The organism is Halomicrobium katesii DSM 19301 (assembly GCF_000379085.1).
GTDB classification, from domain to species: domain Archaea; phylum Halobacteriota; class Halobacteria; order Halobacteriales; family Haloarculaceae; genus Halomicrobium; species Halomicrobium katesii.
The window spans coordinates 262,208-281,710 of the sequence record NZ_KB905378.1 but is presented as its reverse complement, the minus strand read 5'-3'; the positions used below and the strand labels follow the sequence as shown (position 1 = coordinate 281,710).

Below are 19,503 nucleotides of genomic sequence, written 5' to 3'. Positions count from 1 at the left end.
CGGGATATCGCTACAACCGTCCGTATCAGTTGCCACGATAGCCGCTGATTTCGACGCAGTTGGCTCGGATTTCCGCTAGTTCCGTCTACATAACGAAGTGCGTCACAGCGCTCGTCTACTGTAATGAGTGACACTTCCCAGATCAGACGGGCGACGGTCGTCGTCCTGATCGTCGCCGTCGTCGCGACGACTCCCATCGTCGCGAGCGTGACAGCACTCGGTGACGACGCGAGCGTCTCACAGCGAACGGACGATATCGTCGCCCAGCAGTCAGCGCTCAGTGGGTTCTCCGGCGAGACGAACCTCTCGGACGCCGAAACGAAGTACGTCGGCACTGCCGAAAACGATACCGCTGGCTGGTCGGTCGCGAACGCGGGCGACGTGAACGGTGACGGAATCGACGATCTCGTCGTCGGCGCACCGGAGAACGACACCGGCGGGACCAACGCCGGAGCGGCCTACGTCTTCTTCGGCCCGGCCGATCCTGGCACAGTCTCGCTGGCCGACGCCGACGTGACCCTCGTCGGCGCGGCGGCCTCCGACCGCGCCGGCTACGACGTGTCGTACGCGGGTGACGTGAACGACGACGGCTACGCAGACGTGATCGTGGGCGCACCGGGCAACGACAGCACGGCCAGCAACGCTGGCGCGGCCTACGTCGTCTACGGCGGCGACACGATGGCCGACCGGATAAGTCTCGCCGACGCGGACGTGACGCTGACCGGCGACTCGCGGGGCGACCGTGCCGGGTGGTCGGTCTCGAACGCCAGCGGACTCGACGGTCCCGACGGAGTCGCCGTCGGCGCACCCTTCGCCAACGACAGCGCCGGTGGGGCCTACCTCGTCTCCGGCGAGCAGCTGTTTGGCACCGTCGACCTCGGGGCGGAGCCGACCGCGACGCTGACCGGCGAGTCGCCGGGCGACCAGGCCGGCTGGTCGATCTCGCACGCTGGAGACGTGAACGCCGACGGCACGGCCGACGTGATCGTCGGTGCGAACAACTACACGGCCGCCGACGGATCGGCCGGGAGCGGGGCTGCATACGTCGTCTACGGCGCGATCGGCGGCGAGCGGGATCTCGGTGACGCCGACCTGCGACTCCGTGGCGTCGACGGTGCGGACCGCGCGGGCTGGTCGGTCTCGTACGCGGGTGACGTGAACAACGACAGCACTGCCGACGTGATCGTCGGCGCACCGTTTACCGATCCCAACGGAACGGTCGCGGCGGGATCGGCGTACGTCGTCTACGGCGAGCCAGACTGGTCTGGCGACGTGTCGCTGGCCGACGCGGACGTGCGTCTGACCGGCGAAGGCGACCGCGACCGGGCGGGCGTTGCGGTCTCGTCGGCTGGCTCCGGTGACGTGACCTGTGACGGTGTCGACGACGTGCTCGTCGGCGCGCCGCAGAACGACGCGAACGGGAACGCCTCCGGAGCGGCCTACGTCGTCGCCGGCAGCGAATCGTTCTCGGGTAACATCTCGCTGAGTGACGCCGACGCGATCTTCCGCGGCGAAGCGGCCGGCGATCGAGCGGGCCGTGCGGTCGACGACGTTGGTGATCTCGACGACGACAGCTTCGACGACATCGCGGTCGGTGCGCCACGGAACGACAGTACCGCAACTGACGCCGGAGCGGCCTACGTGCTGAACAGCGACTGCGCAGTGCTCGAAACGCCGACGGACACTCCGACCGACACTCCGACTGACACTCCGACCGACACTCCGACGGATACGCCAACCGACACGCCGACAGATACGCCGACCGACACTCCGACGGATACGCCAACCGATACGCCAACTGACACGCCGACGGACACGCCAACCGATACGCCAACTGACACGCCGACGGACACGCCGACCGACACCCTGACCGACACACCGACCGATACGCCAACTGATACTCCGACTGACACCCCGACCGACACGCCGACGGATACGCCGACCGACACGCCGACGGATACGCCGACCGACACTCCGACGGATACTCCGACCGACACGCCGACCGATACCCCCACGGATACGCCAACCGACACGCCGACCGATACGCCACAGAATCTCGCGGCGATCAGCTTCGTCGCGTTCTGTGTCCCGGGCGAACAGGGACCGGGCAACGATCCGTGTCCCGCAGGCGAGCGCCTCCTGGTCAAATTCGAGGACCAGGGCGACGGGTCCTTCGCGCCGGAGGGCGGTGACGCGATGGGCGTGACGGTGACCCCATCCGAGTTCAAGGACAACGATCAGTCGGAAGTCGTCGCCGTCCAGTGGAGCGCCGGACAGTCGATCTCGACGGTCGTCGTCAAGTCCGCGACCGACGAGTGTAACTACCCCGGTGGGAGTTCGGGCACCGCGGAATCCTGCGGACCGCCGCCGGGCCAGAGTTCCCAGTCCGGACCCGGTGGCAGTGGTCCGGGGCCACTGCCGCCGATCTTCATCGCCGGAGTGGCAGCGACCTCGCTGGTGGCTGTCGGGCGGCGCGACTGACCTACCGCGTTCGATCCGCATCCACAACTGTTTAAAACAAGGCGAAACAGCCGATCGTACGATGGTCGAGGCCTTCGCGGTGGCGAGCGGCAAAGGTGGGACCGGCAAGACGACCAGCACGCTTGCGCTGGGGATGGCTCTGGCCGAGGAGTACGACGTGACGGTCGTCGACGCCGACACGGGGATGGCGAACATGCTGTTTCACGCGGGACTTGCAGATGTGGAGACGACGCTTCACGACGTGCTCGCGGCCGACGCATCGGTCGAAGCGGCGACCTACGAGCGGTTCGGCATGACGGTCGTCCCCTGTGGAACGAGCCTGGACGACTTTCGCGACGCCGACCCGACCCGTCTGCGTGCCGTCGTGGCCGATCTCGCCGCGGAGACCGATATCCTGCTGTTGGACTCGGCCGCGGCCCTCGACAGTCGCTCGGCCGTGTTGCCGATCGTACTGGCCGACCGCGTCATCGTCGTCTTGCAGCCGACGATTCCGGCGCTGTCTGACGCGCTCAAAGTACAGGAGTACGCGACCTCCTACGGCACCGACGTGGCCGGACTCCTCTTCAACAAGGTTCACGACGACGACGCGATCGACGAGATCGCAGCCAAAACGGAGCAGTACTTCGACGGGCCGACGCTGGCGACGGTGCCGGCCAGCGAGGCGGCTCGTGAGGCTCGGCGGGCCGGCCGGCCACTGCTGGCTCACGCGCCGTCCTCGCCGCCGGCAACGTCGTTCAGGCGGGCGGCGACGCGAATCGACGTTCGCGATCGCGGCTCCGAGGCGGTCGCAGATCGGTTCCGGAGTGCCGTGATCCCCGACTCGCCATGAACGTTCCCGAGGGCAGGCTGGTCCACTCGCGGGTCGTCGCCGAGCCGCGCGATCCGCTGGCGGCCGCGCTCGATCGGTCCCTGACCGGCTACGCCGTCTTCGAACCTCAGGAGACGCTGTTGCTGGACGCTGGCGGCCACGGAATCGTCACGTTTCGCGACGGCGTGCCCGAACAGGCCTACTACACCGGGACGGATCGTGGCGGCCCCAGTGCGCTGGCCGATCTGGGGATGCCGGGGCCTTACCACGTCGAGCTCGTCGCGCTCGACGACGCGGCACTGGACCAGATCGGCGATCACGCCGAACTCGCAGTGCCACCCGGGATGCCCGCCGAGCGTCTCGCTGGCGATCCCGCCCTCGCAGCCAGCACCAGGCGCGCCGCTCCGGCCGACCGGGAGACGGAAACGCCGGCAGACGACGACGGTCCCGACCGCTCTGACGCCGGTGCAGTCGAGGCGTTTCTCGACGACGAAGCGAAGATCGACGCGATCAAACAACAGGCCCGAGCGGAAGCCAAGCGACGGGCCGAAGAGTGGGGCTTCGACTAGTCCATCCGAACCGGGATCCACCAGACGCGGCTCCGGCCGCCGACCTTCTTGCTCGTCAGATCCGTCCCCTCCTGGAGGTCGTGCAGTTTGTTCAGGGCGGTCCGTCGGGAACAGCCAAGCAACTCCGCGACTTCGGAGGCCGTCAACGGCTCGGCGTAGTCGTCGCGGTCTTTGAACACCTCGATCACGTCGGATTCTGTGTACTCGACTTCACGTCCGGGCGGTGACATGTCCGACAGTTCGGTCGGCGAGTATATATACGATGTGCAGAACCGCCCGCTCTGTGCGTTCGATGATGTTACAGACCCTGTAACACCTTCCGGCAGGTAACTATAGATGCCGTAAGAACTGCCATCGATACGTGGTGGCGTCGCCACCTCGGACTGCCCCGTAGCCGAGCCCGTGGTTCGACCCGCCGTCCGGCGGCGTCGAGCACCACCCCGCTGACGATTCGCGCTACTCCTCACCGCTACTCTCGGAGAGTACGTCTGCCAGTGGTCGTGCCCGGTCCTTCGTCGTCTCGAACTGCCGGCGTCCCCACTCGACGACGGTCTCGTCGTCCGATTCGAGCACCGCACGGACGTTGTTCGTCTCGTCGTAGGCGACGACGGCGGCGCGGTCCGAGCGGACCATCAGTCCGTCGGTCAACGGTTCCGGCGCGACCCACACGTCGACACACCCGTGTGTCTGCCCGCGTTCGAGTGCGGTCTCGAAGTCGGTCATCGATCGTTCCAACACGTTCTCGTCGATCACCATCTCGACGCTGAGATCCGTCTCCAACAGTCCCGAGACGGTCTCGTTGAACGTGTTGGCGACGATGGGTGTCGTCGTCTCGATGTGGTCGCCCCGGCTGTCTCTCAGCCACTCGACGATGCGGTCGACGGCTGCCAGGGGCTCTTGCTCGGTCGCCTCCGTGATCGTTCCACGATCGAACGCTTCGACCGGGAGCGGCCCGTCGAACGGATCCAGATGCGTCGCCAGTGGTGCGAGCCTGTCGGCTCGCTCGACGGTCTCCCAGAGGGTGCGATATCGCTCGTGTATTCGTCGCCCCGTCAGCGTCGCTCGATACCGCCCGTCGATCTTCTCGGCCCAGGTCCGCTCTCGAAAACCGGCGAGGATTCGCTGGACCGTGGTCCTCGTCGCCTCGACGCGGTCACAGAGCTCCGTCGGGCGCAGCGGCTCCTCGCTGAGTGCGGCGAGCATCGTCGCCCGGTGACGCGATCCAGTCAGGAACTGGAGATCGCTCATCACCTCTCGGTCTGTCATCGGTACTCTCCCGGAGTTGTTCTCTCGAAAACAAATACCTGACGCTCGCAGCGGTTCGTCTTCGTCAGCTCTCACGGCCCGCCACCGTCGGCACCCGTACCGTCGCGACCGTCCGTCCGCGCTCGCTCGTCACGGTGAGGTCGACGGCGACGCCCAGGACGTGTGTCCGATCGGCCCGCTCCTGTACGACGACGCCGTCGATCGCGACACAGCGACCAAACGACCGTCCGTCGCCACTCGGACACGACGACGCCGCCCACCGCTGGGCGTCCGTCGCGTTGTAGCTCAGCGATCGCGCCGTGCCGGCGTCGAGGCGTGCCCGCTCGACGTGTTCGATGCGGGGTTCGAGCCGATCACGGACGGTCGTCGCCGCGTCGTCGCGGTCGGTCCACCCGTGCTCTGCGGGTACGTCTGCGCTTGCCGTCGCCAGCGCCCGCGTCAGCGTTCGCGTCGCGTCGGCCGTCGGATCGTCGTAGTCTCCGCCAGCGCGCACGTCGGCGTGATAGCCCAGCTGTAGATACGCCACCACGATCGGGATCAGCGCGACGGCGACGACGACTGCCGCGACGAGGACGAGTTGCCCACGCCGGGCGTCCGGGCGTCTCGAAAGCACAGTATGATTCGCTCTTACTCGATAGAACATAAAGTGTCGCCTCTCGGAGCGGGCGACCTGCCGTAACTCTACGCGAAGCCCTCTCGACAGTACGAGGCCGTCGTCGGTCCCGTCGCAAGCGTCCGGGTTTTAAGTCGTTTCGGGATCTCAGCTGTCGGCGTGTCCCCGAAACTCTCACTCGCAGGCAAACAACTCGATCTCCTCCAGGGCAGTGTCTTCATCCTCGTGGTCGGTGTCGCCATCGCCGGCTACGGCGCGTACGAATACCAGCAACAGACCCAAACGCTGTCGGATACGACGACGATCGAGGCGACGATCACCGACACCGGCGTCGAGACGATTCCCCAGCGGCGTGGCCGCACGGACTACGAGCCGACGGTCGCCTTCGAGTACCAGTACGACGGCACGACCTACACCGGCAACGATATTCGCCCGTCGAGCATCGCGACGGACTACGACACCCGCTCGGCGGCCGAGGACGCCCTCTCGGAGTACGAGGTCGGCGAGACGGTGACGGCGTACGTCAACCCCGCTTCGCCGGGGCAGGCGTTCCTCGAAAACGAGCCCTCCGACGGACCCGTGAAGTTCGTCGTCGTCGGCGGCGTGACCGCGCTCGTCGGTGCCGCCTCTACGCTTCGATCTGGCGGTGACGCCGCCCACGAGTGACCGTCCACCATTTTCGCCCGCGCGTCGCTCCGGCCGACTCGTCGTGTCGCCGGCTACGCGTACCACACCCGGATCGTCAGCGCTCCCTCGACGGTCGTCACGGTGGCCTCGCCGGTGGTGACGCCCCCGGGGACGGGATACCCGACGGCTCCGTGTGGTGTTTCGAGCCTGAACATGACGTTGTCGGGCAGGATCGCACCGGTCCGGTCCCGTAGTTCGCCCCGTTCTCGCTGGAAGGACTGCTCGTCGGCGAGAACCTCGGCCAGCCGGGTCGCATCGCGGTGTTCCGGCGGTTCGTTCACCAGGATCGTCGCCGCGTCGTTCGCGTAGGCGGTCAACTGTGGCTCTCGGGTGTCGGGCGCGGGCACGCCGACGACGAACCCCAGCGCGACCGCGAGGATCACGACGACGCCGAGAGCTGCTTCCAGCAGCGAGACCGGTAGCTGTGCCCTATCCATCGGCAGTCACCGCCAGCGTCGCCTTGCGCGTCCGGATCGCGTCGTACTCCACTTCGACGCTGCCGTCGGGTAGCGGGCCGCTCGCCGAGAACTGTAACGTCGTGGTCTCGAACCTGGAGAGGTCGATCTCGTAGGTGCCGGCGAGCCCGTCCTCGTCGTGGAGGACGACGCGATCGTTCGCTCGGACCGTGGTCACGTTCGTGCCGGCCGGCGGGACGAGCGTGACGCGTGCGCCAGCGCCCCGCTGTGGCAGCGTCACGCGCCGCTGCCAGCCCAGCGACGGCTCGACCCGTTCCGTCGTTCGCTCCTCGACGACCACGAGGCGGCGGATCGTCGTCCCCGTTCGCGGCGTGCCGGTCGTCACGAGCGGATCACCGTCGAGTTCGACCCTGACTGCCGTCTCGTCGGTGACCGGGAACGCCGTTCGCAACTGGCGCTGGTCGACGTTCGACAGCCGCTCCTCGTCGAGCACGTTCGCGCGTTCCGTCAGCGGCGACTCGGGCGCGACGAGGCCGGCCGCCAGCGAGACGGCGACGCGTCGCTCACCGGGCTCGCGGTCGGCCGCTCCGATCGCGCCGTCGGCCAGTGCGAGACTGATGCCGGTCACCATCGTCAGGACGAGGAGCGCGATCGCGAGTGCCGGTAGTCCGGTCTGGGCGCGCCCGCACGATGTCCGCGACTGCCGACTCACGGGCGTCCCTCCCGGAGTGTGACCACCAGATCGTCCTCGACCGTCCGGACGACGACGACCAGTTCACTCCCGCTCTCCCACGAGCCGCTCACTCGCTGTACGCTCGGTGGCACCACCAGCCGACTGCGACCACCGACTGCCGGTTCGGGATGATCGAGGACGAGCGATCGACCGTCGGCTTCGACCGCGTAGCCGCTGCCCCGGATCGTCGCCGGCAACCTGACGCGCTCGCGGACGGTCACGTTCGCGACGTTTGGCGGGATCGCTTGCTCGACGCGCTCGGTCGCCGTCGCCAGCGTCCGATCGCCGATCGACCCACCGGCGGCGTCGCGGGCCGCCGGGACCGCTCCGCCGAACAGCGCAGTGGTCATGCCGGCCAGAAAGAGCGCGACCAGTCCGATCGTGATCGTCTTCTCGACGACCGGCGTGACCGCGCGGTCGTTCACGTCCCCACCTCCAGTCGCATGTCGTGGACGACCAGATACGCCGTCCGCGTCCCCTCGAACTCGATCACGACGCTGGGGACACCGTCGCCGTCGAGGTCCCGGACCGTCGCGTCCAGACCGCGCTCCCGTGCGAATCGCTCGAACGCGTCGGGGGTCGCCGTCTCGATCGCGACCCGGTACTCGCCGCTCCCGAGTGCCTGCCGGTCGTGTGTGACGTTGGTCCGGAGCGTCGTCGTCACGCCGCCCGTGCCGCCGACGCTGCCGGTGCCGTTGAGCCGCTGTGCGCCGACGACGAGAACCCCTGGCCCGCTCGTGATCGGTGGCGTCGCTCTGAGCCACGTGTTGTCTCCCCGACCGCGGGTGATCGCACCGGCGACGGCCCCGACGCGGCGCTGCTCGCTCTCGAAGACCACGGCGTCCGTCTCGACAGTCGCCACGACGCCACTGCTGTCGAGGACGCGGAGCTCCCGGTCTTCGACGCCGAGGGTCCCGTCGGCGAAGCTGACCGTCGCCGAGCGATGCCCCGTCGTCTCGACCGGCCGCAACGCGGCGTCGAGGTCGTCTGCGACGCGGGTCGCGTCCGCACTCGCGGTCTGGTCGTCGACGATCGTCCCGATCGTCGCGGTCAGCCCGCCCATCGCGATGGCTGTCAGTCCGAGCAACAGGACCACGCCGACGACGTGAGACTGTGCGCGCTCGGTCATACCATCCCAGCCCCGGTGAAGACGACGTAGGCCACGGCGACGAGCGCGCCCGAGTGTAACAGCGCCTCGTAGCGCCCGCGGCTCGCGGTGCCGGCGAACCACCCACAGCCAAGCATCGTCGCCTGCGTGACGACGTAGAACCGATAGCGGTCTCGGGGCGGATCGACGGCGGTCGGATCGATCGTGATTCCGGGGCCACTCGACACCGTCGAGAGCTGTGCGAACCCGTCCAGCACGTAGGCGTTGACCGCGACGACGATCCCGACCACGAGCAGCGCCGTCGTCCAGCCGACGGCGACGTAGACGAGCAGCGACGAGCGGAGCGCTTTGCGCTCGTGGTAGAGCTTCCCGATCTCCGTCTGGAGGGTCTCGAACACGTCTTCGGCGTCGCTGCCGGCGTCGAGAGCGCCGACGACGAGCCCGATCGTCTGCTCTGCCATCGGCGTCCCGACCCGCTCGACGAACCGATCGAGTGCCGCGGCCCGGCCGTCGGTGGCGTCGTCGTCCGGACTGGCGGTCAGGCCGAGCGTGAACGCGAGCCGGTCCACGTCCGACTGGAGCGCGCCCAGATCGACCTCCTCGGCCACCCGCTCGACGGCCTCGCTGAACGGCCGACCCAGACTGACGTGGCCCGACACGGCGTGGACGAAGTCCTGAATCTCGCGGTCTTTCGCGTCGTCGACTTTGGCGCGTCGAACTGCGACGGCCCCGACCGGGAGTCCGTACGCGACGTAGGCGAGCAGGGCGACGTTGATCGGCCGATACCCGAGTCCCGCGAGGACGGCGACGACGACGGGTACCGTCGGGGCCAGCACGCGCGCAGCGCTTGCGGGGTTCCGACTCGCCGTCTCGACGATCGAGCGGAGCGACGCCGGAGCGGTGTAGGACGGTGCGCTGGCGCTGTGTGGCCGAATCGCAGCGACCAGCAGCGACGCCGACGCGCCCGCCGCGAGGACGAAGCCGGCACTACCGTAGACGAGCACGCTCCGGACGGTCATCGGTCCCGCGGGCGTGGCGACCCGCTCTGACAGCCCCGGCGAGAGCACGCCCATGATCGTCACGATCAACACCAGCAGCGCCGGCAAGACGAGCAACACGACGAACAGCTCGGCCAGGAGTTCGAGGAACCCCGTCGCGCGCTCGTGGCGACGCGACTGTTCGTGTGAGAGGAGCCGCCCCTCCATCTGGAGGTACCCCTCCAGCGCGTCGGCGCTCTGGTTGGCGTGCTCGCGGAACTTCAGCAGGAACGGTGCCAGCAGATCCCGCGAGGGCGTCTCGCTTGCGACGTGTTCCAGCCCCTCGTCGAGACTGCCGGTCAGCGCAGCCCGGTTGAGGATCCGCTGGAAGGCGACGGCTGTCTCTCCGTAGGCGTCCTGGTCGGCGACGCGGCCGAGCATCGCCCGCTGATCGTGTTCTCCCGACGCGAGCACGCGGAGGTAGCGAACGGCACCGGGGAGGGTCGCTTCGATGTCGCTGCGCCGTGCCTCGCCCACCCACCGCAGGTACGTACTACCGACCCGCAAGACGAGCAATCGCAGCGTTCCACCGCCGACCAGCCCGGCCCCGACGGCGACGACGGGTCGCGGGACGACCGGCCAGTGGACCTGATTGACGATGGGCACGCCGTTCCGGAAGAACGCGACGACCTCGGCCAGGACGGCCGGCGGGACGACCGCGGTGACGACCAGCACGAAGAGACACCCGGCGAGTCCGGCCACCCAGGCCAGTCCGTACGTTCGGGCCAGATACAGCTCGAAGCTCGCGTCCAGATCTGCGGCCCGGTACCGAACTCTGTCACCGTCGTGGCGGCCGCTGTCTGCGTGCTGTGCGAACAGGGCGTACAGGCCCCGATCGAGCGGGTTCAGCTGCCGTGGCGTCTCAGTCGCCATCGATCTCCTCCCCGCGGACCGTCGGTTCGTCGGCCCGTTGGCGGTGTAGCCGCTCGACCGTCGCCGCCTCGTCGGTCTCGAGGTCCGCAAGCAGCGCGAACAGCTCGTCGGCGTCGGTGATCCCCTCCTGTACGAGATACTGGACGTAGCGGTGTCGGCGTTCGAACATGGCTTCGACGCCGTCGACCGTCTGGTCGGTCTGGTCGGCCAGCCGCTCGAAGGCGTGGATCGGATCGCTCCCGTCGCCGACCAGCCCCGCGAGTTCGAACTCGCCGTTTCGACCGCGTGTGCAGACGGTGTTCCAGTACACCGTGGCGTCGGCCTTCCGGACGACGCCACAGCGGTCGGCGTCCCGGTCGAGCGCTCGGTAGGTGGTCTCGTCGACGATCTCCACGACCTCTCCCACGAAGCGGTCTTCGCCCACTCGCTTCGGGAACACGAGGAGATCGATCTCCTGGAGGAGGTAGGGGGGCAGGCCCTGTTCGACGACGCGGTTGACCAGCGTCTCCACGTCCTCGGCGTGAGTCGTCCCGAGCAGCCCGTGACCCGTGTTCAGCGTCTCGGCGAACGTCTCGAAGCTCTCGGGCGTGTTGACCTCGGCGATGACCTCCACGTCCGGGTTCAGGTAGTTACACTCGGTCATCAGGTCGGCCATCGTCACGCGGCGGTGGTCCCGTTCGTGGTCTCTGGTCGTCAGCGAGACGCCGGTCTCGTGTGGGATGAACACCTCTCGGGACCCCTCGTCGATCGAGATCGGGCGATCACGATAGGGGATGAACGGCATGTGGGCGTTCATCAGCGTCGTCTTGCCGACGCCGGTCGGCCCACAGAACAGCACGACGCCGTGGTGCTCGTACAACAGCCACAGCAGTGCGACCAGTTCCGTCGGGAGCGCGCCCCGTTCGATCAGGTCGACCGGTGTCATCGGGTCCGGCGACTGCTTCCGGATGGAGATATGTGGGCCGTCCTCGCTGATCGTCGGGAGTGCAACGGCACACCGGATCGTCTCCTCGACGCCGTCGGGGCTGAGGTTCACCTTCGCGCTCGGCGTCGAGGCGTTGAGTTCGGTGCCGTCGTCGGCCGCGAGCTTGGTCACGACGTTGACGAACGCCCGTTCGCTCTCGAAGCAGAGGTTCGTCGGGACGCGTTCGTTGTGGCCCACGTCCAGCCGCGGGACGACCTTGATCCGCTCGTCGACCCTGTTGGCCTCGATGTCCTCCAGCGTCGGGTCTCGGACCGGGACCGTCAGCTTCCCGTACCCCACGAGGTCACGCAGCACGTAGTACAGCAGGTCCTCCAGCCGGTCGTCGGCGAAGCGACGGTCGACCGGCGGCACCGTCAGGTCGTACTCCGCCAGCGCCGTCCGGAGCCGGTACCGCGCCGCGTCGAACCAGGCCCGCGTGTTGCGGATGGTCAGCTGTCGCGAGAGGAGCGTCCGAGCCCGGTCGCGGACGAACGCGACCTCGTCTTCGAGCACCCCGTCGATACTGGCCTCCCAGACGCGCGTCTTGCAGGCCTCGATGAGCTCTTCGTCGCCCGGCAGCTGGTCCGGTTCGCGGACCGCGTACTTCGTGGTGAACGGATCGTCGCCCAGGACGTTCTCCCGGTAGACGATCACGGGGATCTCGAACTCGTGGAAGGTGACAGTGTGTTGTTCGAGCCGCTCGCTGGCAAAGCGGTCCAGAAACTCCGTGTCCGGATCGAGATCGGTCTCTGCGGGGGCGAAATCGTCGGTGTGGACGCGCACGGACCCCGAACCCAGATCGGCCACGTCGATGCGGTCGTCCAGCGCGTAGGGCGTCAACTCACCCAGGCAGGCCAGCGAGCACAGCGCGTGGTAGTCGAGTCGTCGTCTGGACGCGGGCGAGCAGTCGACGAGACGATCGATCACCCGCTGGTGTTTCTCGTCGAGCCCCGACTCGACGCGTTCGATCGCTCCCTCGCGCGTGCGCGGCCGATCTACGTGCGCGTCGGCGAAGTACTCCTCGACGGTCGCGAGCGCGTCGGCGTCGTCGACCGACAGCAGCGGGTCCCGAAGGTCGTACTCGAATCCGGCCGCCGTCTCGGTGACGGTGACGACGACGCCGGGGTGGATCTCGTCCTGATCGCGAACGTCGGGTGCGTACCACGCGTTCGGGTCGTCCGGCGTGACGGGTGCCGGGACCGTCGGGGCGCTCGTCTCTCCCTCCCCCTCTGTGAGCATGGGCGTTGCTCGGGACGAGATAGTACTTAAATTTGTAGATACGGGATGGAATTATACCGTTGGCCAGTCGTGGCGGCGATGCAGCTACCGCTGTCCGGGGGCTTGCTCGCGGACCCGTGCTCTGAGTTCGTCGTCGACGTACTGGTCCTCCAGGTCGATCTTCGAGAACTTCCCCGTCGCGCCTTTCGGGACCGCCGGAATGAACTCGATGGTGTCCGGTATCCACCACGAGGGATACTCCTCGGCGACGAACGAGCGAAGCGTCTCGCGCAGGTCGTCGTCGGCCGTGGCGTCGTCCTCGACGACGACGAAGGCGGCGGGGCGCTCGTCCCAGGTGGGATGCTCGACGGGGAGCACTGCCGCCTCCGCGACCGCTTCGTGGCCCATCAGACGGTTCTCCAGCTCGACGCTGGAGATCCACTCTCCGCCGCTCTTGACGAGGTCGTCGAGGCGATCGACCACGTCGGTGTATCCGTTCTCGGTGACCCGTGCGATGTCGCCGGTCTTGAGCCACCCGTCCTCGGTGATCGACCGCTCGGTCTTGTCGGGGGCGTTGAAGTACTCGGTGGTGACCCACGGCCCCTTCATCAGGAGTTCGCCCAGCGACTCGCCGTCCCACGGGACCTCCGCGCCGTCCTCGTCGACGACTTTCAGCTGGACGCCGGGCAGCGGTAGCCCCGCGTGGGCACGCGTCGCCGTCCGCTCGTCGCCCCCGGCGTCGACGTTTCCGGGTATCGTCTCGGCGAGATGCGTGATCGGCGTCGTCTCGGTCATCCCGTAGCCCGAGACCAGCTCGATGCCCAGCTCCTCGCGGTAGCGTTCGATGAGGCCCTTGGGCGTCGCCGACCCACCCGAGAGGACGTACTCCAGGGAATCGAGGTCCGGATCGGCCTCGGAAGCGTACTGGAGCAGCCCGCGCCACACGGTCGGGACCGCCGCGCTCTGGGTCACGCCCTCGGATTCGACGAGCCGGGCGAGGTCTTCGGGCTCGGGGTTCGGTCCCGGGAGGACCTGCTTGGCACCGGAGGCCAGCGTCGCGAACGGGCGACCCCACCCCGAGACGTGGAACATCGGGACGACCGTCATCGCAGTGTCGCGAGCTGTGAGGCCCAGCTCGCCGGTGAGCAGCCCCATCGTGTGCCCCCAGTACATCTTGTGGGTGTACTCGACGCCCTTGGGCATCCCCGTCGTCCCGGAGGTGTAGCACATCCCGGCCGGCTGGTCCTCGCTCACGTCGGGGAACTCGTAGTCGGGGTCGCCGTCGGCGATGAACGACTCGTAGTCGGTGACCGGCTCCAGGTCGGTCTCGGGGACGGTGTCGCCCATGACGACGAACAGCTCGACGCTGTCGAAGGCCGCCTCGTCGTAGGCCGCTTCGAGGGCGTCGAGCATCGTCGGGTCGACGACCAGCACCGCGTCCTCGGCGTCGTCGACGAGGTGCTGGACGTGTGCGTCCGGCAGGAGGATGTTGATCATGTGTAGCTGTGCGCCCTGGCAGGGCACGCCGAAGTACAGCTCGTGGTGCCAGTGGTTGTTCCACGCGAAGGTGGCGATCCGGTCGCCCTCGCCGTAGCCACGCCGGTCGAGGACGCTCGCGAGCTTTCGCACGCGGTCCCCATACTCCGCGAACGTGTAGCGGTGGATTCCCTCGTGGGTCCGAGAGACGATCTCCTGGTCGCCGAAGACGTTTTCCGCGCGCCACAGGAACTGATGCAGGGTCATATCGCTGCCGCCTGGCATACGACTACCGTGGTGGTAAATAATGATAAATGTGTGCCCGTTCGCACCACTACTGGTGTCGTTCGAGGCACGGTCTGGGGCGGCGGAAGGCTGTCAACGGTCTTCTCCAAATCGACGGTCACGCCTTCGCCAGCCTACGACAGCGCCGAGAGTGCCGTCCCGAGCGTCGCTTCCAGCTGAGCGAGCGTCTCCTCGCGGACGGCCTCCAGTGCCGTCGTGTCGAGTTTCGCCACGCCGGCACCCGCGTGGCCGCCGCCGTCGCCGTCGAAGGTCTCGGCCAGCGGCTCGAACAGGTCCTCGGGAAGGTTGATACTCTCGGACTCGGCGCGGCCGACGATCCAGCACTGGTCGTCGCGCTCGGAGAACACGAGCGCGATCTCGGCTCCGGTCGCTCGGAGCGCCTGTGCAGCGACACTCTGCTGGCTGGAGATCGTCGTCGTCAGGACCAGCGTCCGGTCGGCGCGGTAGCCCGTCGCCCGAACGACCGCCTTGCTCGCGGCGACTCGCTGGCCGAACGACCGCTCGTGTTCGAGCAGCGCCGAGAGCACGTCGACGTGGTCGTTGTCGGCCAGCAGGTCGCCGAAGCGACTGATCTCCTCGGGCGAGGCACCCGCGAGCCCGCCCGTGTCGTCGAACAGCCCCGCCGCCAGCGCGATCCGTGCCTTCGAGTCCGCTGTCCCATCCAGTGCGTCGATCACGTCGGCGACCAGCGCGGCCGTCGCACCGGCGGTCGTGTCGACGGCGGCGACCGTCGACGCCTCGACGAGGTCGCCGGGCTCGTGGTGGTCGATCACGACGAGGGGTTCCGGCGTCACTGCACCCCACACCGGCTCGATGCGGTCGCTCGACGGTGCGTCGAGGGCGACCAGACAGTCGGCGTCGCCAAGCGCCACCCCGTCGGGTGAGTGAACGGTCTCGTCGAGCCCCTCGATCAGCTGCCGGGCCCGCCGCTTGAGGCCGTCCGGCGCGACGATCCGTGCGTCGCTGTCGAGCGTGCGGGCGAGTCCGACGGCGGCACCGACCGCGTCGAGGTCCGCCTGGGCGTGGACCACCAGCAGACACGAATCGCGCCCTTCGAGTGTGCCGGCGACGGCTGTGTGATCTGCCATACCGTCGCTGTCTCGATCGCGACACAAATGCGCTTGGGCGGTGTGTCGATCGACCACATGCGCCCCCGTCCGCTGGAGGTTTTGACCAGAATAGGCGTTTTCTACGATAGATTGTGGATTTAGCAACTCAAATAGGGTATCTGAGCCATCAATAACTTCTGTCGATGTATGCTGGAACATATGGGGCCATATATGGGTATTATAAAATCAAAAATTCCAAAACTTGGGCTACCTAGCTCGATACAGGAATTAGATGGTCGTACTACGCCGACAGACAACCACTCCTATCGGCGACTATGGTCGATCAATCACTCTCGACGGTAGTCGAGGTACACGTCGTCTTGCATCACCTGTGAGCGCCCGCCGTCGACAAGGATGCTCTCGCCGGTGACGAACGTCGCGTCGTCGCTGGCGAGGAAGGCGGCGAGACCGGCCACGTCGGCCGGCGTCCCGAGTCGACCGACGGGATGGATCTCCTCGGTGTACTCGTAGTCCTCACCCAGCTCCTCGCTGGTCCGCTCGATCTCGATCCAGCCGGGGTTGATCGTGTTGACCGTGATCCCTTCTGGGCCGAGTTCCAGCGCCATCGCGCGGGTCATCCCGTCGATGCCGGCCTTGACGGCGTTGTACGGGAAGAGGCCGGGCATCGTCAGGCGGGCGTGGTTCGAGGACATGTTGAGGACGGTGCCGCCCTCTGGCATATGCTCGACCGCGTGTTTGGTACAGAGCCAGAACGACCGGAAGTCGGTCTCGACGACGAACGCCCAGTCGTCCAGCGTCGCCTCGCTGGCGGTGGTCTCGGTCTGGACGCCCGCGTTGTTGACCAGCGTGTCGACGCGGCCGTACTCCTCGACGGTGTGTTCGATCAGCGCCTGGATCTCGGCGGGATCGCGCATGTCCGCCTGCAGGAAGGTCGCCTCGCCGCCCGCGTCTTCGATTTCGGCGACGACGCGCTCGCCGGGCTCGACGGAGCGACCGGTGACGACGACAGAGGCCCCTTCGGCGGCGAAGCGGCGGGCGACGCCAGCGCCGATGCCGCGGGTCGAACCGGTGACGACGGCGACGCTGTCTGCGTGTCTGTTCGGGACGGCGTTGGCTGTCGGGTCTGCTGGCATCGAGTAGACGTGTCGGCCCGCTCGGTAAGTATTCTCCGTTCCGCTCGCGCTGGACGAGGGCCGCTCTCTTCGGTCGCGCCCCTCGCTGCTCACGTGTCGTTCGCTGTGTTCACTCCCGCTCGCGCTGGACGAGGGCCGCTCTCTTCGGTCGCGCCCCTCGCTACCACTCGGCGACGCTGCCGTCGTCGTGTCGCCAGACGGGGTTGTGCCAGTCGTGGTCGAGCTCGGCCTGCTCGCGGACGTACTCCTCGTCGATCTCGACGCCCAGACCGGGGTCGTCTGGGATCTCGACGTAGCCGTCGTCGTAGTCGAAGACCGCGGGATCGGCGAGGTAGTCGAGCACGTCGCTGGTCTCGTTGTAGTGGATGTCGAGGCTCTGTTCCTGGATGACGGCGTTGGCGGCGGTGGCGTCGACCTGGAGACACGACGCCAGCGCGATCGGTCCCAGCGGGCAGTGCGGGGCCATCGCCACGTCGTAGGCCTCGGCCATCGCCGCGATCTTCTTGACCTCGGTGATACCGCCCGCGTGAGAGAGGTCGGGCTGGATCACGTCGACGGTGCCGTTCTCGAACAGCGACTTGTAGTCCCACCGCGAGAACATCCGCTCGCCCGTGGCGATGGGCGTCGTCGTGTGCTGGGAGATCTCGGGGAGTGCGTCGTTGTGTTCGGGCAACACGGGCTCCTCGACGAACATCGGTTCGTAGGGAGCCAGCTCCTCGACCAGGCGCTTGGCCATCGGTTTCGTGACGCGGCCGTGGAAGTCGACGCCGATGTCGACCTCGTCGCCGACCGCTTCTCTGACCTGCCGGAGCCGGTCGACGGCGGCCTGGATGGTGGCGGGGTCGTCGACGCGCTCGATCTCCTCGGTGGCGTTCATCTTCAGCGCCGTGAAGCCCGCTTCGACCTGCTCGCGGGCCTGCTCGGCCACGTCGGAGGGACGGTCCCCGCCGATCCACTGGTAGACGCGGATGCGGTCGCGGGCCTTGCCGCCCAGCAGCTCGTGGACCGGGGCGTCGAAGCGCTTGCCCTTGATGTCCCACAGCGCCTGGTCGATCCCGGCGATCGCCGACATGAGCACGGGGCCGCCGCGGTAGAAGCCGCCGCGGTACATCGTCTGCCAGTGGTCCTCGATCCGTGACGGGTCCTCGCCCAGCAGGTAGTTGTCCATCAGTTCCTCGACGGCGGTGCGGACGGTCTTCGCCCGGCCTTCGACGACGGGTTCGCCCCAGCCGACGAGGCCGTCGCTGGTCTCGATCCGGAGGAACAGCCACCGCGGCGGGACTTCGAACAGCTCGTAGTCGGTGATCTCGCTCATCGTGTTCGCTCTGACGTGTGGTTTCGGCTCGTTTAGTCGTTTCGGGGACTGGCCGATCCGGGAGACGCGTGTTTCCGGGGGCGACTCTCGGACCGGCGTCGCCATCCGATACACTCACTGTGGACTCTCCGCTCTGCTTTACAGCCATAGTTCTGTAATAGACGGCGACTGTAGTACACCAAATGTGTACAACGCTGTCCGCCGTGACCCTCGTTCTCGACCGTCCGATCGGCGACCGTCGTGTGCTCGTCGCTGCTCGGCCCGAACGGCGACTTCCTACAGAGATAGTATTCGAGGGCGAAAAAATACGATGAAAGATAGATCAGCGAACGTTCTATGTTCGACTCAAATTACATCTGCCGATATCGGGCGGATCGTCGGCGCTCGACGCCCCGTCTGGTCCTCGTCGAGATCGGCCACGGAGGAGTGTACTACCGTCCACGTAACAGCATCTGACGCTCCTTCACCGGAGATTCGATCCTCGTCCGGCCGACGGCGCGTCGCTGTCGCTCGTCGTCCTCTCCGCTCGATTGATACGCGGAAACGAGAGCAGTAAACTGGAGCTAGATCGGTCGAAGCGGTGCCTCGCCGCCGGGCGGATCGACGACAGCTGCCGACGCTCTCCGTGCCACTGCCTCGCCGTGATCCGAAACGTCTCATATATAGTTGTGTTCGACGATACTGACAGAATAGCGAGAGTATCGAGGATACTTTGTCGGGGCTGCTACTGCATCTCCGCTGTCGTCTCCACGAGCCGCTCACCGACCGTCGTCGCGTCCAGCTGATCTGCCCGGTCGGACGGGACGACGGCCTCGATCGCCGCCGCGGCGTCCCCGCCCGGCGCGAGTACCGGGGCCGCGATCGAGACCCAGTCGGGTGCCGAGAGGAGTCGTTCCTCCAGGAACTGACGCTCTCTGGCCGTCTCCAGCTGTGAGAGTAGCGTCTCGTTGTGGGTGCCGACCAGCTCCGTGCGCCGCCGCGTCGGGAGCCGAGCAAGCATCACTTTCCCGGGCGGGCTCTCGACGAGTCGCTCGCTGTTGCCCACGGCTCTGGGATACGCAGCGCGGTCCGCGCTCGTCGTGTATCGACAGTGACACTCTTCGCCGTCGCTCACCCAGAGGTTCGCCGGGGCGTCGATCCCGCGTGCCAGCCGATCGACCGCGTCGGTCTGGTCGAGGACCGCGTGGGAAGCGGTCGCCGCCACTCCGTACTCGGCGACCGTCGGCCCCAGCTCGTAGACGCCGTCGCGATTCGCCAGCGCGCCGACCTCGACGAGCGTGCGCAGGTGTTTGTAGACGCCGCCCCGAGAGAGCCCGGTCGCGTCCATCAGCTCCGCGGCCGAAGCGCCGCCGGACCGGTAGACCACGTCCAGCAGTTCGAAGGCCGTCTTCGTCGCCGCGATGCGGTCGCCATCTGTCATACGGTCTCGC

The 19,503-nt window shown here is 67.5% G+C and carries 18 protein-coding genes; 4 read left to right on the top strand and 14 right to left on the bottom strand.

The annotated features are described in order from the left end of the window. Positions 1-123: 123 nt before the first annotated feature. The 3 genes from HALKA_RS19890 (at position 124) to HALKA_RS0101370 (ending at position 3,858) form a co-directional block, all read left to right on the top strand. Positions 124-2,481, top strand: a complete 2,358-nt coding sequence (locus tag HALKA_RS19890) for an integrin alpha (protein ID WP_049919911.1) — start codon at positions 124-126, stop codon at positions 2,479-2,481. A 61-nt stretch (positions 2,482-2,542) separates the two neighbouring features. Then, positions 2,543-3,310 (top strand): nucleotide-binding protein, encoded by a 768-nt coding sequence (locus HALKA_RS0101375; RefSeq protein ID WP_018256311.1) that lies wholly within the window; start codon positions 2,543-2,545, stop codon positions 3,308-3,310. Then, on the top strand, positions 3,307-3,858 hold the full coding sequence (locus HALKA_RS0101370; protein WP_018256310.1) for a DUF8054 family protein: 552 nt from the start codon (positions 3,307-3,309) through the stop codon (positions 3,856-3,858). Before HALKA_RS0101375 ends, HALKA_RS0101370 begins: the two co-directional genes overlap by 4 nt. Here HALKA_RS0101370 and HALKA_RS0101365 read toward each other — a convergent pair. From HALKA_RS0101365 to HALKA_RS0101355, 3 genes are all read right to left on the bottom strand, one after another. Next, positions 3,855-4,088, bottom strand: coding sequence for an HTH domain-containing protein (locus HALKA_RS0101365; RefSeq protein ID WP_018256309.1), 234 nt, complete (start codon positions 4,086-4,088; stop codon positions 3,855-3,857). The two genes, HALKA_RS0101370 and HALKA_RS0101365, sit on opposite strands and share 4 nt — an antisense overlap. A gap of 226 nt (positions 4,089-4,314) precedes the next feature. Continuing rightward, positions 4,315-5,124, bottom strand: coding sequence for a helix-turn-helix transcriptional regulator (locus tag HALKA_RS0101360; RefSeq protein WP_018256308.1), 810 nt, complete (start codon positions 5,122-5,124; stop codon positions 4,315-4,317). A gap of 64 nt (positions 5,125-5,188) precedes the next feature. Next, positions 5,189-5,737, bottom strand: coding sequence for a DUF7261 family protein (locus HALKA_RS0101355; protein WP_018256307.1), 549 nt, complete (start codon positions 5,735-5,737; stop codon positions 5,189-5,191). A gap of 159 nt (positions 5,738-5,896) precedes the next feature. Here HALKA_RS0101355 and HALKA_RS0101350 point away from each other — a divergent pair, with 159 nt between their 5' ends. Further along, positions 5,897-6,403: a DUF3592 domain-containing protein gene (locus HALKA_RS0101350; RefSeq protein WP_018256306.1), complete on the top strand. Its 507-nt coding sequence runs from the start codon at positions 5,897-5,899 to the stop codon at positions 6,401-6,403. A gap of 53 nt (positions 6,404-6,456) precedes the next feature. Here the strand turns inward: HALKA_RS0101350 and HALKA_RS0101345 are convergent, their stop codons facing one another. The 11 genes from HALKA_RS0101345 to HALKA_RS0101295 all read right to left on the bottom strand — a co-directional run bounded on the left by HALKA_RS0101345 (position 6,457) and on the right by HALKA_RS0101295 (position 19,493). Then, on the bottom strand, positions 6,457-6,861 hold the full coding sequence (locus tag HALKA_RS0101345) for a DUF7262 family protein (protein ID WP_018256305.1): 405 nt from the start codon (positions 6,859-6,861) through the stop codon (positions 6,457-6,459). Next, on the bottom strand, positions 6,854-7,552 hold the full coding sequence (locus tag HALKA_RS0101340; RefSeq protein WP_018256304.1) for a DUF7263 family protein: 699 nt from the start codon (positions 7,550-7,552) through the stop codon (positions 6,854-6,856). Before HALKA_RS0101340 ends, HALKA_RS0101345 begins: the two co-directional genes overlap by 8 nt. Beyond that, on the bottom strand, positions 7,549-7,998 hold the full coding sequence (locus HALKA_RS0101335) for a DUF7266 family protein (protein ID WP_018256303.1): 450 nt from the start codon (positions 7,996-7,998) through the stop codon (positions 7,549-7,551). The genes HALKA_RS0101340 and HALKA_RS0101335 overlap by 4 nt, the downstream gene beginning before the upstream one ends. Beyond that, entirely contained in the window at positions 7,995-8,702 is a 708-nt protein-coding gene (locus tag HALKA_RS0101330) for a DUF7289 family protein (protein ID WP_018256302.1), read from the bottom strand. The genes HALKA_RS0101335 and HALKA_RS0101330 overlap by 4 nt, the downstream gene beginning before the upstream one ends. Next, positions 8,699-10,591, bottom strand: a complete 1,893-nt coding sequence (locus tag HALKA_RS0101325; RefSeq protein WP_018256301.1) for a type II secretion system F family protein — start codon at positions 10,589-10,591, stop codon at positions 8,699-8,701. Before HALKA_RS0101325 ends, HALKA_RS0101330 begins: the two co-directional genes overlap by 4 nt. Further along, positions 10,581-12,794: a type II/IV secretion system ATPase subunit gene (locus HALKA_RS0101320; RefSeq protein WP_018256300.1), complete on the bottom strand. Its 2,214-nt coding sequence runs from the start codon at positions 12,792-12,794 to the stop codon at positions 10,581-10,583. Before HALKA_RS0101320 ends, HALKA_RS0101325 begins: the two co-directional genes overlap by 11 nt. 84 nt (positions 12,795-12,878) lie before the next feature. Continuing rightward, positions 12,879-14,534 carry a long-chain fatty acid--CoA ligase gene (locus tag HALKA_RS0101315; protein ID WP_018256299.1) on the bottom strand — a complete coding sequence of 552 codons (1,656 nt, stop codon included), beginning with the start codon at positions 14,532-14,534 and terminating at the stop codon, positions 12,879-12,881. Positions 14,535-14,668: 134 nt separating this feature from the next. Continuing rightward, complete coding sequence (locus HALKA_RS0101310; protein WP_018256298.1) at positions 14,669-15,643, bottom strand: DHH family phosphoesterase; 975 nt, start codon at positions 15,641-15,643, stop codon at positions 14,669-14,671. Between the two features lie 308 nt (positions 15,644-15,951). Next, a complete protein-coding gene (locus HALKA_RS0101305; RefSeq protein WP_018256297.1) occupies positions 15,952-16,758 on the bottom strand; it encodes an SDR family NAD(P)-dependent oxidoreductase in 807 nt (268 codons plus the stop codon). 160 nt (positions 16,759-16,918) lie between these two features. Further along, positions 16,919-18,073 carry a galactonate dehydratase gene (gene dgoD, locus HALKA_RS0101300; RefSeq protein WP_026190111.1) on the bottom strand — a complete coding sequence of 385 codons (1,155 nt, stop codon included), beginning with the start codon at positions 18,071-18,073 and terminating at the stop codon, positions 16,919-16,921. 724 nt (positions 18,074-18,797) lie between these two features. After that, positions 18,798-19,493: an IclR family transcriptional regulator gene (locus HALKA_RS0101295; RefSeq protein ID WP_018256295.1), complete on the bottom strand. Its 696-nt coding sequence runs from the start codon at positions 19,491-19,493 to the stop codon at positions 18,798-18,800. Positions 19,494-19,503 lie beyond the last annotated feature (10 nt).